Genomic DNA, 14,251 nt, shown 5'->3' with positions numbered 1-14,251 from the left:
TCCTTATTCGGTTGTGCCCTGGCTGACGCATTCACCGCGTCGCCACAAGCTCCATTGACCCGGTTCGTAACGCGTCCAGGTTTCGTTTTCTGTCAGCGGTTCGGTGGCAATCACGGTGACTACATCGTTCGGGGTTGTTTCTGACTGAAAATCCACAATCACGTCGACATCTTTCAAACGTGCCGGGCCAAAGGGCGCACGACGCGTGATCTGTGCCAGCTTGGTCGAGCAGTAGCAGAACAGCCAGTCACCGTCGCTGAGCAGGCAGTTGAACACCCCTTTGCTGCGAAATTCGGCGCAAGCGGCGACCAGCACCGGCAGGATAGTTTCGACGTCGACCGGTTCGGGGAAGGCCTGGCGAACCCGGTTCAGCACATCGCAGAACGCGGCTTCACTGTCGGTATCACCGATCGGACGGTAAAAGCTGGTACTCGGGGAGAAGTCGGCCAGCTGGCCGTTGTGCGCGAAGCACCAGTTACGGCCCCAGAGTTCACGGACAAACGGGTGGGTATTGGACAGGCAGACTTTGCCGACGTTGGCCTGACGGATATGGCCAATGACCACTTCGCTTTTGATCGGGTAGCGCTGCACCAGCAACGCGACCTCGGAGTCGCAGCTGGCAGCCGGGTCCTGAAACAGACGCAGGCCACGGCCTTCATAGAAGGCAATGCCCCAGCCATCGCGATGCGGGCCGGTACGCCCGCCACGCTGCATCAGGCCGGTAAAGCTGAACACAATATCGGTCGGGACGTTGGCGCTCATGCCCAATAATTCACACACGCTCGCACTCTCGCATTCAAGCTCAACGGAAAAGGATTACAACCGCGGCTCAACCCGCGACGGGCCCGCAGCACGGGGTGCTGCCGGGCGGACAAAACGGTCATCGCCAGCAGGGCCGAAAGGCTGGTCGTCTTCAGGGTCGCTGTGGTGCGCCTGCTGGTTGGCGGCGGCTTGCGCCTGACGCGCCTTGCGGGCACGCTCAATGGGCCAGCGAATCAGCACAAAAACCGCATACAGGCACAGTGCAAAGATGGCGTACATCAACAGGTCCGACACCGCGCGCCAGGCGTTATTGCCCACCTTGAACGCAAGGTCCAGGGCAGTGATGGCCACTGCAGGAGCAAATTTTTCTTTTACCGGGTCGATAATGGTCGGGCTCAACAGCAACACCGCCATTAACACGCGTAAAGGCTCACGCAACCAGCGCCACATAAAGCGGGTCAGGCGCCACCATACGAGCAGGCAGCCCAAAGCGGCAAAGGCATAAAGGCCCCAGGCGATCAGATAGTCGTTCTCGGTCATGGTATCCATGGTCGGCAGGCAATGAGGCGCTATGATAACGGCTTTTAGGCAATGCGGCTGCACCGCCGTCAGCGTCACTTCTTTTCATGCAGGTTTCAGAGAACGCTCAATGACCGAATCAGCCTACGCAAACAGCGCCCCTGTCGCACATAAGGTCCAGGGCTCAGACCCCTATTCGTGGTTACAAAATCGCGACAGCGAAGAAGTTTTAGACTACCTGAAAGCCGAAAACGCCTATCAGGAAGCGCAGCTGGCCGACCAGGCGCAACTGCGTGAGGCACTGTTTCAAGAGATCAAGGGCCGGATTCGCGAGACTGATCTGTCACTCCCCTCCCCCTGGGGTCCGTATCTGTATTACACACGCACCATCGCCGGCGACGAGTACGCCCGCCACTACCGCTGCCCGCGCCCGGCTGACGGCAGCCAGCAGGTTGACGAAAACGCCGAACAGTTACTGCTGGACCCGAACGCCCTCGCCGATGGCGGCTTTATTTCCCTGGGCGCCTTCAGCATCACCCCCGATCAACAGCGTCTGGCCTACAGCCTGGATACCAGCGGCGAAGAAACCTACCGCCTGTTCGTCAAGGAGCTGAGCAGCGGCGCAGTCAGCGAGCTGCCGTTCACCGACTGCGATGGCAGCATGACCTGGGCCAACGACAGCCAGACCCTGTTTTTCGCAGAACTGGACGAGACCCATCGTCCGCACAAACTGTGGCGCCATACCTTGGGCGAAACCGCTGCACATGAAGTGTTTCATGAGCCGGACGGGCGTTTTTTCCTGCATTGCTATCGTTCGAGCTCCGAGCGCCAGCTGATCCTGCTGCTTAACAGCAAAACCACCAGCGAAAGCTGGGTGCTGGATGCCGATCACCCGCAACGGGCTTTCAACTGCCTGGCACCCCGGGTCGAAGGCCACGACTACAGCGTTGACCATGGGCTGTACCAAGGGCAATGGGCCTGGTTTGTGCGTACCAACCAGGACGGGATCAACTTTGCCCTGTATTACGCGTTTGGCGATGTACCAACGCGCAACGAATGGCAATTGCTGATCGCCCATGACGACAGTGTGATGCTGGAAGGCTTGAGCCTGAACGCCCATGCCTTGTGCCTGAGCCTGCGCGAAGGCGGTCTGCCGATCATCGAAGTCCGTCCCGATGGCTTGCCGGCCTATCGCGTGCAATTACCGGACGCGGCCTACAGCCTGTATGTGCAAGACAGCCTGGAATTTGACAGTCAGCATATGCGCCTGCGCTATGAGTCACTGAATCGCCCGGCACAAGTGCGCCAGCTCACCCTGGCCACCGGCGAGCAAAGCGTTCTCAAGGAAACCCCGGTTCTGGGACCGTTCAATGCCGATGACTATGTAAGCCAGCGCTTGTGGGCCACGGCACCGGACGGTACGCAAGTGCCGATCAGCCTGGTGGTCAAACGTAGTGCGCTGGGCAAACCTGTGCCGCTTTATCTATATGGCTATGGCGCCTATGGCGAAAGTCTCGACCCATGGTTTTCCCATGCCCGCCTGAGCTTGCTCGAGCGCGGGGTCGCTTTTGCCATTGCCCACGTGCGCGGCGGCGGGGAACTGGGCGAAGCCTGGTATCGCGCCGGCAAACAGGAATACAAGCACAACACCTTCAGTGACTTTATCGCCTGTGCCGAACACCTGATCGACAAAGGCCTGACCCGCTCGGACCAGTTGGTGATCAGCGGCGGCAGCGCTGGCGGCCTGCTGATTGGCGCAGTGCTCAACCAGCGACCGGAACTGTTCAAGGCAGCCATAGCCGAAGTCCCGTTTGTCGATGTTCTCAACACCATGCTCGACCCTGAACTGCCGTTGACTGTCACTGAGTACGACGAATGGGGAAACCCGCAGGACCCCGAGGTGTATGCCCGTATCAAGGCCTATGCGCCCTATGAAAACGTCGCACCGCAGGCCTACCCGGCGATGCTGGTGATTGCCGGCTACAACGACAGCCGTGTGCAGTACTGGGAAGCGGCCAAATGGGTGGCCAAGCTGCGCGCCACCAGGACCGACGACAATCTGCTGCTGCTCAAGACCGAGCTGGATGCCGGCCATGGCGGCATGAGCGGGCGCTATCAAGGCCTGCGCGACGTGGCACTGGAGTACGCGTTTGTGTTCAAGGTGCTGGGGATTTAACAGACACAGTGAGCGCTGGTTTGCCAGTGCTCACAGGCAATGTTTGATCAGTCGGCCAGGGCTTTGGATTTCGGGTCTTTAGGCTCCAGCCCCGGCAGCGGCTGGTCTTTGGGCGGCGGCTGCGGCAGCTCGATCGGAGGCAGTGCAATCAGGCTGCCACTCCCGCTGACAGGCTTGGGCACGGCACGTGGCGTGATTTGCGGATAGGGCGTTGGCGTAGCGGTACCCGGTGAACCCGGTGCAGGCGTCACTGGCGCACTCGGAACGATGGTCGGTTCAACTGCATGGGCCGCACTTATCGAGAGCGCGCTCCACACAATGACCGTTAGAATAGTGCGTTTCATCAATCACTCCGTTGCCAGACCGGCTTGTCTGCCTTCAGGCTACTCGTAACCAGTTGTTTTTGTCCCCTTCTATGAGACTTCCATGAAACGTTTTGTTCTGCTCGACACCACCCCGATCCCTGAAAACGGCGGTGCCTTGTGCCTGTTCGAGTACGGCGAAGACTTCGTGATCAAAATTCAGGGCGGTGACGGCGGCCAGTTGATGAACACCCGCATGCACGGCTCCGAAGATGCACTGGCCGAAATCCCTTGCCGTAAAGTCGCCGGGCGCCCGCAATCGCGGGTGTTGATCGGTGGCCTGGGCATGGGTTTCACCCTGGCCTCGGCCCTCAAGCATTTGGGCAAGACCGCCGAAGTGGTGGTGGCCGAGCTGGTGCCTGGCGTCGTGGAATGGAACTGCGGCCCCCTGGGCGAGAAATCGGGCAACCCGCTGCAGGACCCGCGCACCGTTATCCGCATGGAAGACGTGGCCAAGGTGCTGCAAGCCGAGCCCAACGGCTTTGATGCGATCATGCTCGACGTCGACAACGGCCCCGAAGGCCTGACCCAAAAAGCCAACAGCTGGCTGTACTCGGCGGGTGGCTTGAGTGCCTGCGCCAAGGCCCTGCGGCCAAAAGGCGTGCTGGCGGTATGGTCAGCCAGTGCTGACAAACAGTTCTCGGACAAGCTGCGCAAAGCCGGCTTCAAAGCCGAAGAAGTCCAGGTATTCGCCCATGGCAACAAGGGCACCCGGCACACGATCTGGATTGCTGAAAAAATCAAAGGCTGATCAACAGCTAAACTTCACGACATAACCGTCATTCGTCCTAAAAGGTGAACCCATGAGTTCGGCCAACCCACCGTCCCACACTGCCAAGCTGGATCGCATCCTGGCCGATGCCCAGCGTGACCGCGAAATGGGCTATCGCGACAAAGCCCTGAAAATGTATCCCCACGTGTGTGGCCGCTGCGCCCGTGAGTTTGCCGGCAAGCGCCTGAGCGAACTGACTGTCCACCACCGCGATCACAACCACGACAACAACCCGCAAGACGGTTCCAACTGGGAGCTGTTGTGCCTGTACTGCCACGACAACGAACACTCGCGTTACACCGATCAACAGTACTTTTCGGAAAGCTCCACCAGCAGCCCGAAAATCGCCAAGGCGACCCACAACCCGTTTGCCGCGCTGGCCGGGCTGATGAAAAAAGACGAGTAGTGCCTGTGCGGGAGCTGGCTTGCCAGCGATGGCTGCGCCCCGGGATGACAGTCAAAACCGAGGGCTTGCAGCACTGGCAAGCCGGCTCCCGCAACAGACCACGTGCCCCCCGATCCACAGACAATGCCGGTATACTCGCGTCTTTTTTCTGAAGGGCAACGGCACGTGGCAAACAAACGGTACAGCTGCATTGGTTTGTATAACCCCAAATCACCGGAAAACGTCGGCTCGGTGATGCGTGCGGCTGGTTGCTACAACGTGGCGTCGGTGTTCTACACCGGAAAACGCTATGAACGCGCCCGCGACTTCGTCACCGACACCAAGAAAATCCATCAGGACATCCCCCTGATCGGTATCGACGACCTGAAAAAGATCATCCCGCTGGGCTGCATTCCCGTCGCTGTCGAAATGGTAGAGGGCGCCCGCTCCTTGCCGGAGTACACCCACCCGGACCGGGCGATCTATATTTTCGGCCCGGAAGACGGGTCGCTGGGTAAAGACGTGCTGGAGTGGTGCGAAGACGTTATTTACATCCCGACCACTGGCTGCATGAACCTTGCAGCCACGGTCAATGTGGTGCTTTACGACCGTTTGGCCAAGGGCAATAACACCCGCTCCGGGCCAAAGTTCGGCTAAGTCAGACCTTGCCCTTGTTCTGCTGGCTGGCACTCCAGTCCAGCAGCAGGCTGTAGGCGATAGCCAGCAAGGTAGGACCGATAAACAGACCGATAAAGCCGAATGCTATCAACCCGCCAAACACCCCGAGCAGGACGATCACCAGCGGCAGGTTGCCGCCCCGGCTGATCAGGTACGGCTTGAGTACGTTATCGACACCACTGATAACCAGCGTGCCCCAGATCCCGAGGAAAATCGCCATCCCGTAGTCACCCTTCCAGGCCAGCCAGGCGGTGGCCGGGATCCAGATCAGCGGTGGCCCCATGGGAATCAGACTGAGCAGAAAGGTTGCCAGGCCCAGCACCAGCGCACCCGGAACCCCGGCGATCAAAAAGCCTATGAGCGCCAGCAGCGCCTGAGCGGCCGCGGTGCCAATCACACCGTTGACTACACGCTGGACCGTGCCCGCCACCAATTCCTGGTAGTAGTCGGCACGGTCGCCGATCAGTCGTTCCAGCAAACGATGCACGAAGCTTGCCAGGCGCGGGCCGTCACGATAGAAAAAGAACACGAACACAATGCTCAATGTCAGTTCCAGGATGCCGCCGCCAATCTGCGCGCTGCGGGCCAATAGCCAGTTACCCACCTGCCCCAGATACGGTTTTACCGCCATGAGCATGGCTGCGCCCTGCTCATCGATGGTGTTCCAGAGCCCCACCAGGCGTTCGCCGACCAGCGGAATGCCGGCGAGCCAGGTCGGGGCCTCCGGCAAGCCTTCGAGCTGAACATCCTTGATCAAGGTGGTAGCGTCGCGCACATGGTCTGCCAGGTTGAACCCCAGCCATACCAGCGGCACTGCCACCAGCAGCATCCAGCCCAGGGTCAGGATGCCCGCAGCCAGCGACTCACGGCCCTTGAGCGCCCGTGTCAGCAGGCGCATCAGGGGCCAGCTGGCAAACGCCAGCACCGCGCCCCAGAACAAGGCCGACCAGAAAGGAGCCATCACCCACAGACTGGCACCGAACAACACCAGAAGCAGAATCTGCACCAGCAGGCGATCGTTATTGAGCATGTGTGTTCCGCAGAGAATTGAGATGAAAAGAGGGACGGCGATTACCTGGAGTGTAACCGCCGCTTACAAATTGTTAACGCAGTAATTCCACATGCAGCCCCTGGGTCTGGCTGTCGCCAAGCTCAATGCGCGCCGCCCGCACCCCGCTCTTGATCAGGGCATCACGCCAGGCCGCGGCCTGGTTTCCGGTCAAACTGACCCGGGAGGTAGTATCGAGATTCAATGCCCGGGATATCAACGTAAGCCACGGTGCATCGGGCTCACCGGTGAGGGTGGGCAAATCCAGCCTGCCGGTGCTTTTGAGCTGGCGCTGCAAGGTGGCCGAAGTGGGCAACAACTCGCCCAGATCGGCACTCGATTCAAGCTGCTCGACATGCAGGTAGGCTTTGCGCGACCCGCGATTGATGCTGTACAGCGCCACAAGCTGGTTCTGATCCGGAGCCGCACGGCGCAGCAACAGATAGGACTGTTGCTCGTCGGAGCCTACCAGCTTGGAGTTGCCAAATACTTCATTGGCCCAAAGGCTGCTTTCACCACAATCGCGCGCCTGACACCAGAACAGCAACTCGGCGCCCTTGGCCTGCAAGGCTTCACGGGCAGCAGTGAAGGCTTCATTGGCCGAGTGTTCAGCGGGCAGCTCATAGGTGATGGCGGTCGTCTGCCCGCGGGCATTGACCTGGCCTTCAAATCGGAGACGGCCACTGATTTTGCGGATCGAACCCAGCGGATAGATGCGCTCGATATCAGGTTGCACGGTGTAATCGACAATTTGCGCATCTGCCAGCCTTGGCACATCTTGCAAATCATGACTGCCGGGCACATCGGCAGCCCACAGTAGCGGGCTCAGGCAGCTCAGGCCCACGGCCAGGAACAAACGATTGGGTAGCTTCATCGGCGTACTTCGCACAGACGCAGGGTGTGGTTCAGCATCCTCACGATAGAGACCGGATGGCCTTTCGGGGTCGCAGCGGTGTAGAGATCTATCATGGTTGTCTCCCTTTCATCCCGCCAAGCCTCGGCAGTTGACCGCCGCAAGTCAAGGAACGGAGAAGAACCGATTGAAACAGTCTGCAACAAGGACTGCCCCCGACTCGTCATTCAGGTGCAAATGATGGCCACCGGGTAACCGTTCCAGGTTGAAAGGTAGTTGATCCAGCAGCCCGGCATGACTGGCCAGCATGCCCTGTTCTGCCACCACCAGGGTCCCAGGACAATTCACCCGCCGGATGAAGGACATGGCTTGTTCATCGGTCAGACGCAATGGCGACGGCAAGGTCAGGCGACTGTCACTACGCCAGCTATAACCACCGGGGACGGGCATCAGACCGCGCTGAGCGAGTAGTTCTGCCGCCTCGCGGCTAACCGCCACCATGCCCTTCATCCGCGCCTCAATGGCTCGTTCGAGCGTCGGATGCACCGACTTGCGCTTGTGCTGCAGATCAAGCTGCGCTTGCAGGGCCTGGCCCATGCGCTCAGCCGTATCCTCTACCGGGCCGTTGCGCAACATGATCCCGTCAATCAAGGCCAGGTGCGTGACGCGCTCAGGAAACGAACCCGCAATCACCACCGAAACTATCGCCCCCAACGAGTGCCCCAACAGGGCGAACCGTTCCCAACCCAGCTGCTCGGCCACGCACAGCACATCAAAGGCGTAATCGGCCAAGCTATAGCCCGCCCCGCGCGGGCGGTGATCTGAATGACCATGGCCGGCAAAGTCCAGTGCCGCGATGCGCAAGCCCGGCAGTTTTGGCGCCAGCCGGGCGAAGCTGTTGGCGTTGTCCAGCCAGCCGTGCAGGGCAATTACCGGCAGACCGTCCGGCGGGCCAGACATGTGCGCAGCCAGTTCAATATGCGGCAGGCTCAGACGTACTTCTTCAACCACAGGACTCATGGGACATGCTCTTCAAAGACTTGAGGTTAAGGGCGATGCGACGCCGTTGCGGCCATGACCCGGACACTACGAAACTGCAACAGCCCCGGGCTCCCAGCGGGCAAAAATCTGTTTGAGCAATACAGCGGTGTCTTGCGGCTGCTCCAGCGGGAACATGTGCCCGCCCGGTACGCTCAGTGACTCACCGTTGGGCATGCGCGCTACGGCCTTGGCATGATGGCTCATGACTACCCGGCTGTCGCGCCCACGCACGACCGTCAGCGGCACTTGCAACTGGAAGGCGCGCCCGGGGCTGGTGTGGGGGACGCCCCGGTAAATATTAATCTCGGTCGCCGGGTCGAAGCTCAGGCGCAAGCGATCGTCGACGGCCTGCAAACCGTGCTCCAGGTACGCTTCGAAGCAGTCAGGATCAAAACTGCGAAACAGCGACTTGCCCGCAAAGTAGGCACGGGCGGTCTCGCGATCGGCGAACTCTTCACGCCGCCCCAAAGTACGTCCAGCCGGAGTCAGGCGATCAATCAAGCCAAAACGCTTGGCGGCGCGAATCACCCACCGGTCGGTAAGCGTCAGCACCGGCGAATCAAGCATGACCACGCCTTTGTATAAATGCGGACAACGGATTGCCGCATGCAGGTGCAACATCCCGCCCAAAGAGTGGCCAACGCCCAGTACCGGTCCGGCTTGCTGCTGCAGGTGGAAGATCAGCTCATCGACCAGGTTGTGCCAGTTGTCATCCACCGGAAAACGCGGGTCATGCCCGTGCTGTGGCAGGCATGCCACGTTGAAGTCCGGGGTCAGAGCATCGAACAACTTGCCATAGGTAGCAGAAGGGAAGCCGTTGGCATGGGCGAAAAAAATCTGCCTAGACATACAAGGCGTCCATAAGTAGAGAGTCCAGCTTATTGTCTGCAGGAAAAATACTCATATCAATGACCGTATGCGCCATGAGTGACGCCACTACGGCCATTATCTGAGCATTTGATCAGCGCACGGGCGGCGCTTCACCCAAGGGCACTACCGCGATGGTCAGGCGGGAGATGCAGCTGAACTTGCCGCTGTCGTCCGTCAGGCGGATATCCCACACATGGGTGGTACGGCCCATATGAACCGGGCGAGCCACCGCAGTCACACGCCCGCTGCGTACACCACGCAAGTGGTTGGCGTTGACCTCAAGACCGACGCAATAAAACTTTGAGGTGTCGACACACAAGAAACTGGCCATTGACCCCACCGTCTCGGCCAGCACTACCGAGGCGCCACCATGCAACAAGCCGAAAGGTTGATGGGTACGGTGATCCACCGCCATGCTGGCCGTGATCGACTCATCGTCGAAGGCGTCGAACGTAATGTCCAGCACGTCGCAAATAGTGTTTTTGCGCAGAGAGTTGAGCTTTGCAAGGTCCGGCGTGGTGGTCCACGAGATCATGGTTCATTCCTTGGGTCAGAGAGCATGGCTGGCCGGCTTGCCACAGCGCAGCCCCATGCAGGTTTTTTGTTTTGTACTCAGGGATGCCACAGGTTGCACAACGTCATGCTGCCCGCCAACGGCCACTCACCCTCAAGTTCCGCCAGGCTGGCCGTGTGCATTGGCTGCGGCTGGCGCATATGGCCATGCATTAACAGGCTGATCAGGTCACCCACAAAAGGCTGATGGGTAACCAGCAGCACATTGCCGCTATCGGGAAGCTGGCTCAGGGCCTGCCGTGGATCACTATCGGGAGTCAGCCACGGCACGCTGATGAGTTGCGGGGCGAAACCCAGGGCATTGCGTACCAGCTCAGCGGTTTGCTGAGCCCGAACGTACGGGCTTGCCAAAATGCTGTCCAGTGGCTGATCAAGCAACCGGGCAGCACTGTGCAAAACCTGTTCACGCCCTTTTACGGTCAGCTCGCGCTCGGCATCACGTCTTGCGTGGGGCTGGGCCTCACCATGGCGCAAGATCCAGATTTTCATGGCTTGGTCTCTGCGCCGCCAGTGGGCGCCACGTACGGAACCTCGCCTTCTGGCGCACGCGGGGCGGGCCAATCGGCAAACGGCCAGGGCTTTTGCTCGGTGTGAAAGCTGCCGAAGCGCCCGATTTGTGCGAGGTAAAGGCTCAGGCTATCGCCAAAGTTCATCAGCCCGGCGTTAGGTGCACCGTAAACCAGACGGTAAATCAGTTGCACCAGCACCAGCGCGCCAAGCACCAGTTGCGCGACCTGCCAGACCAGAAGAAAGACCAGCATCCAGAACACGCGCAACACAATGGACTCGTACTTGGGTGCATTTTTTGTATCGTTCATATGCTGCTCCTGTCGGGCTCAGTTGAAACCACTGGTGGAGATAAAGTCGACATCGGTTTTAGGCTCGGCGCGCATCAGCAGCTCAATTACCTGATTGAGGGTGCGGCCCTCAAACAGGATTGCATGCAAGCCTGCGACCAATGGCATATAAACATTCAACTCCTGCGCCTTGACCTTGAGCACCTTGAGCGTATTCACGCCTTCTGCCACTTCGCCCAGGCGGGTAACGGCCTCTTCCAGACTCAAACCCTGGCCCAGGGCAAACCCGACCTGATAGTTGCGGCTTTTGGGCGATGAGCAAGTGACGATCAAATCACCTACCCCGGCCAGTCCGAGAAAAGTCATGGGGTTGGCGCCCTGACTGACTGCAAAACGGGTCATTTCTGCCAGGGCACGGGTAATCAGCATGCTCTTGGTGTTTTCACCCATTTCCAGTGCCACGGCCATGCCGGCAATGATTGCGTACACGTTTTTCAACGCCCCGCCCAACTCCACGCCGAACCGGTCAGCACTGGCATAGACCCGAAATGTGCGGCCGTGCAAAGCCGCTTGTGCCCGAGCGCAGAGCTCTTCGTCGGCACTGGCGACCACTGTGGCCGTCAATGCATGTTCGGCAACTTCACGGGCCAGATTGGGGCCGGACAGCACGCCGATTCTGGCTTGCGGAGCGATTTCCTCAAGAATCTCGCTCATCAGCTTGAAACTGTGAGCTTCAATGCCTTTGGTCAGGCTGACCAGCATTTTGCCGCTCAGGCGTTCGGCATGCTCTGCCAACACATTGCGCAAGGCGCTGGAGGGCAATGCCACAAAGCACAGTTCACAGGCTTCAAGCGTTGCCTGCAGGTCGGTGACCGGCTCAACCAGGGGGTGAATCTTGATGCCTTTAAGGTAGCGAGGGTTCTCGCGATTCAGGCGAATCGCCTCGGCTTGCTCCGGATCCCGCATCCACTGGCGCACTGGATGACCGTTTTCTGCCAGCAAGTTGGCCACGGCGGTGCCAAAACTCCCGCCTCCCAAGACCGCAATAGCGTGCTGTTCAGTCATATGCAATCCCGTCATCTATATAGCAGTGGCAATACCGGCATTATACGGAGCACATCCCTCAAGGCGAGACCTTGAACGATTGATTGCATGGAAAAGAGTCGGCGGCGACTGGAAAAGCGAAACAGCTCAGTTACCATGCCGCCTTGCGGTTCACACTCCAAGGCAACATTGCAGCGCACAAGAATGGCGACCTCAAGTCAGGGATGGCAGTACACATGGGCTATACCTCCAGTACCAAGGGCAAGACTGATGGAGCACCGCCCCCATGAGCGTTCGCAGTCGCTGGAACATACATACCCGCACGCAAATGATGAGCCTGGGCCCAGCGTTGCTCCTGACGTTGCTGTTAATCAGTCTTTTTACTTTTATTCGTATCCAGGACTTGCGCCAGGAGCTGAATCACACCGGCCAGTTGATTGCCAACCAGCTGGCGCCCGCCTCGGAGTACGGGATTTTATCCGGCAATACCGAGATGCTGAACAGCCAGGCAAAGGCCTCGCTGAACACGCCACATGTGCAATTTGTACAAGTGCAGGACCCTGCCAACAACATGCTGTTTCATGCCGAGCAACCGGCTTCCGGTGCGGACCGGGAATCACATGCCGAGATATTCCAGGCACCGGTTCGCATGCAGGGAAACGGCTCCGGTGATTACCTGGTCACCCGCGACCTCCAGGCAACGCTGCCGAGGGAAGGCTATCCGGGCCGGGTACTGGTCGGCATTTCCAATGAGGCATTCGACAAGCGCCAGCAAGAAATCCTGCTCAAGGCATTGATCCTGGCGCTGTTTGCACTGGGTTTTACCTACCTGCTGGCCCGTCGCCTTGCAACCAACCTGTCCAGACCCATCATCGATATGAGCAATGCCGTCAAAGCCATTCAGCAAGGCGATTACAAAATGCATTTGCCTGTGGTCGACGACAGCGAACTGGGCAGTCTGGCCCGGCATATCAATAACCTTGCCGATGGCCTTGAAAAAGCCAGTCGCGAGCAGGAAGCAACCATCGCGCAACTGATTCAGACACGTGAAGAGGCTGAACGGGCCAACCGCGCAAAAACAGATTTCCTGGCGATGATGAGCCACGAGCTACGCACCCCGATGAATGGCGTACTGGGGATGCTGCAATTACTGGAAACCACTGAGATGACGCCCGAGCAGATCGAGTATGCGGCTCTGGCCTCGGAGTCTACCGAGCACTTGCTCAAGGTGATCAACGACATCCTCGACTTCTCGAGAATTGAGCGCTCGATTCTTGACCTCGAACGCATCCCCTTCAATCTGGCCGAACTGGTCAGCAACTGCGCCCAGGCTTTTCAGCACAATGCCGGACAGCGCGGGTTGCTGTTGCAGCTGTCGATCCCTGATGGCTTGCAGGACTTGCACGTACTCGGCGATCCGACCCGCATCCGGCAGATTCTGGTCAACTTGATTGGCAACGCCTTGAAGTTTACCGAGTATGGGCAAGTCAGCATCGAGCCGCTCTGGCAGCCCCTGGACCATGAACTTATCTGGTTCACCTGCACCGTACGCGACAGCGGTATCGGGATCAGCAGCGACAAGCTGGACTCGATGTTTAATGCCTTCCAGCAAGCCGACAGCTCGATTTCACGTCGTTATGGCGGCACCGGACTGGGGTTGCCCATTGCCCGCACGTTGGCTGAACGCATGGGCGGCACGCTGCATGCCAAGAGCGAAGAATCCCTCGGCTCGGTATTTACCCTGGAGATCCCGCTGGAACTGCACCATCCCGTTCCCCAGCAGCACCAACCGGAGTTGGCGACTGAACCGATGCGCACCAAGGGCCGTAAAATCCTGCTGGTGGAAGATAACCGGGTCAATCAGACGGTCATTGAGGCCGTGTTGAGGAACCTGGGGTATGAGGTGAGCGTAGTCAGTGACGGTGCACAGGCGATTCACCATGCCAACACCGAGAACTACGCGGCCATTTTGATGGACTGCCGGCTACCGATCATTGACGGCTATGAAGCTACCCGGCAAATCCGCCAGTTATCAGGCTGCACCACGGTGCCCATCATTGCCCTGACAGCCAACGCCCTGCAGGGGGACAGGGAAAATTGTCTGCAAGCGGGAATGAACGATTACCTCGCCAAACCATTCAAACGCACTGACCTGGAGCAAATTCTGCAGCGCTGGGTGCAGTAACCTGTAATCAGGGGCTGTTCCGGTTTCCCGGGGACGGCGCTGCCCGCAGCCCCTGCGCAGTGACCAAAGCACTCTGGCCGCGGCAACATCCCGGCCCGACGAAACCTGAACAGGGCTTGTAGAACCACCTGCGACTGGCGTTAAAGGCAAAAGTGCGGCAGTCTTAGACACCCGAATGGGCCCCTG

General features: G+C 59.2%; 16 protein-coding genes. 5 read left to right on the top strand and 11 right to left on the bottom strand.

Annotated elements, in window-relative coordinates; all coding sequences use genetic code 11:
• Window positions 1-3 precede the first annotated feature (3 nt).
• Together JQ845_RS11405 and JQ845_RS11400 are read right to left on the bottom strand one after the other, a co-directional pair.
• Window positions 4-780 carry a class II glutamine amidotransferase gene (locus JQ845_RS11405; RefSeq protein WP_003441631.1) on the bottom strand — a complete coding sequence of 259 codons (777 nt, stop codon included), beginning with the start codon at window positions 778-780 and terminating at the stop codon, window positions 4-6.
• A gap of 36 nt (window positions 781-816) precedes the next feature.
• The gene (locus tag JQ845_RS11400; protein ID WP_029612604.1) at window positions 817-1,311 is read right to left on the bottom strand and encodes a hypothetical protein; all 495 of its coding nucleotides are present in this window, start codon (window positions 1,309-1,311) and stop codon (window positions 817-819) included.
• A 100-nt stretch (window positions 1,312-1,411) separates the two neighbouring features.
• Here JQ845_RS11400 and JQ845_RS11395 point away from each other — a divergent pair, with 100 nt between their 5' ends.
• Window positions 1,412-3,457 carry a S9 family peptidase gene (locus tag JQ845_RS11395; protein WP_203009008.1) on the top strand — a complete coding sequence of 682 codons (2,046 nt, stop codon included), beginning with the start codon at window positions 1,412-1,414 and terminating at the stop codon, window positions 3,455-3,457.
• Between the two features lie 47 nt (window positions 3,458-3,504).
• Here the strand turns inward: JQ845_RS11395 and JQ845_RS11390 are convergent, their stop codons facing one another.
• Window positions 3,505-3,801, bottom strand: a complete 297-nt coding sequence (locus JQ845_RS11390) for a hypothetical protein (RefSeq protein WP_203009007.1) — start codon at window positions 3,799-3,801, stop codon at window positions 3,505-3,507.
• Between the two features lie 82 nt (window positions 3,802-3,883).
• Between JQ845_RS11390 and JQ845_RS11385 the strand changes: the two genes are divergently transcribed.
• The 3 genes from JQ845_RS11385 to JQ845_RS11375 all read left to right on the top strand — a co-directional run bounded on the left by JQ845_RS11385 (window position 3,884) and on the right by JQ845_RS11375 (window position 5,633).
• On the top strand, window positions 3,884-4,570 hold the full coding sequence (locus JQ845_RS11385; protein ID WP_203009006.1) for a spermidine synthase: 687 nt from the start codon (window positions 3,884-3,886) through the stop codon (window positions 4,568-4,570).
• A 52-nt stretch (window positions 4,571-4,622) separates the two neighbouring features.
• Window positions 4,623-4,997: a YajD family HNH nuclease gene (locus JQ845_RS11380; protein ID WP_003441620.1), complete on the top strand. Its 375-nt coding sequence runs from the start codon at window positions 4,623-4,625 to the stop codon at window positions 4,995-4,997.
• Window positions 4,998-5,162: 165 nt separating this feature from the next.
• The gene (locus JQ845_RS11375) at window positions 5,163-5,633 is read left to right on the top strand and encodes an RNA methyltransferase (protein ID WP_003441617.1); all 471 of its coding nucleotides are present in this window, start codon (window positions 5,163-5,165) and stop codon (window positions 5,631-5,633) included.
• 1 nt (window position 5,634) lies between these two features.
• Here the strand turns inward: JQ845_RS11375 and JQ845_RS11370 are convergent, their stop codons facing one another.
• The 8 genes from JQ845_RS11370 to JQ845_RS11335 form a co-directional block, all read right to left on the bottom strand.
• The gene (locus JQ845_RS11370; protein ID WP_003441615.1) at window positions 5,635-6,684 is read right to left on the bottom strand and encodes an AI-2E family transporter; all 1,050 of its coding nucleotides are present in this window, start codon (window positions 6,682-6,684) and stop codon (window positions 5,635-5,637) included.
• A gap of 73 nt (window positions 6,685-6,757) precedes the next feature.
• Window positions 6,758-7,576, bottom strand: coding sequence for a DUF4892 domain-containing protein (locus JQ845_RS11365; RefSeq protein WP_003441613.1), 819 nt, complete (start codon window positions 7,574-7,576; stop codon window positions 6,758-6,760).
• Between the two features lie 144 nt (window positions 7,577-7,720).
• Window positions 7,721-8,575 (bottom strand): alpha/beta hydrolase, encoded by an 855-nt coding sequence (locus JQ845_RS11360; RefSeq protein WP_203009005.1) that lies wholly within the window; start codon window positions 8,573-8,575, stop codon window positions 7,721-7,723.
• A gap of 66 nt (window positions 8,576-8,641) precedes the next feature.
• Window positions 8,642-9,445, bottom strand: coding sequence for an alpha/beta fold hydrolase (locus JQ845_RS11355; RefSeq protein WP_127196210.1), 804 nt, complete (start codon window positions 9,443-9,445; stop codon window positions 8,642-8,644).
• A gap of 112 nt (window positions 9,446-9,557) precedes the next feature.
• Entirely contained in the window at window positions 9,558-10,001 is a 444-nt protein-coding gene (locus JQ845_RS11350) for a hotdog fold thioesterase (RefSeq protein WP_003441605.1), read from the bottom strand.
• 77 nt (window positions 10,002-10,078) lie between these two features.
• Complete coding sequence (gene sixA, locus JQ845_RS11345) at window positions 10,079-10,528, bottom strand: phosphohistidine phosphatase SixA (protein ID WP_010656471.1); 450 nt, start codon at window positions 10,526-10,528, stop codon at window positions 10,079-10,081.
• Window positions 10,525-10,857: a DUF4389 domain-containing protein gene (locus JQ845_RS11340; RefSeq protein WP_202210918.1), complete on the bottom strand. Its 333-nt coding sequence runs from the start codon at window positions 10,855-10,857 to the stop codon at window positions 10,525-10,527. The genes sixA and JQ845_RS11340 overlap by 4 nt, the downstream gene beginning before the upstream one ends.
• 18 nt (window positions 10,858-10,875) lie before the next feature.
• A complete protein-coding gene (locus JQ845_RS11335) occupies window positions 10,876-11,901 on the bottom strand; it encodes an NAD(P)H-dependent glycerol-3-phosphate dehydrogenase (protein WP_203009004.1) in 1,026 nt (341 codons plus the stop codon).
• A 265-nt stretch (window positions 11,902-12,166) separates the two neighbouring features.
• Between JQ845_RS11335 and JQ845_RS11330 the strand changes: the two genes are divergently transcribed.
• Window positions 12,167-14,065, top strand: coding sequence for a response regulator (locus JQ845_RS11330; RefSeq protein ID WP_010656472.1), 1,899 nt, complete (start codon window positions 12,167-12,169; stop codon window positions 14,063-14,065).
• Window positions 14,066-14,251: the final 186 nt, after the last annotated feature.

Origin of the sequence: Pseudomonas paraversuta (assembly GCF_904063065.1) — a bacterium.
Classification (GTDB): domain Bacteria; phylum Pseudomonadota; class Gammaproteobacteria; order Pseudomonadales; family Pseudomonadaceae; genus Aquipseudomonas; species Aquipseudomonas paraversuta.
Note: the sequence above shows the minus strand (reverse complement) of the source record. Positions and strands in the feature narration are given on the sequence as shown.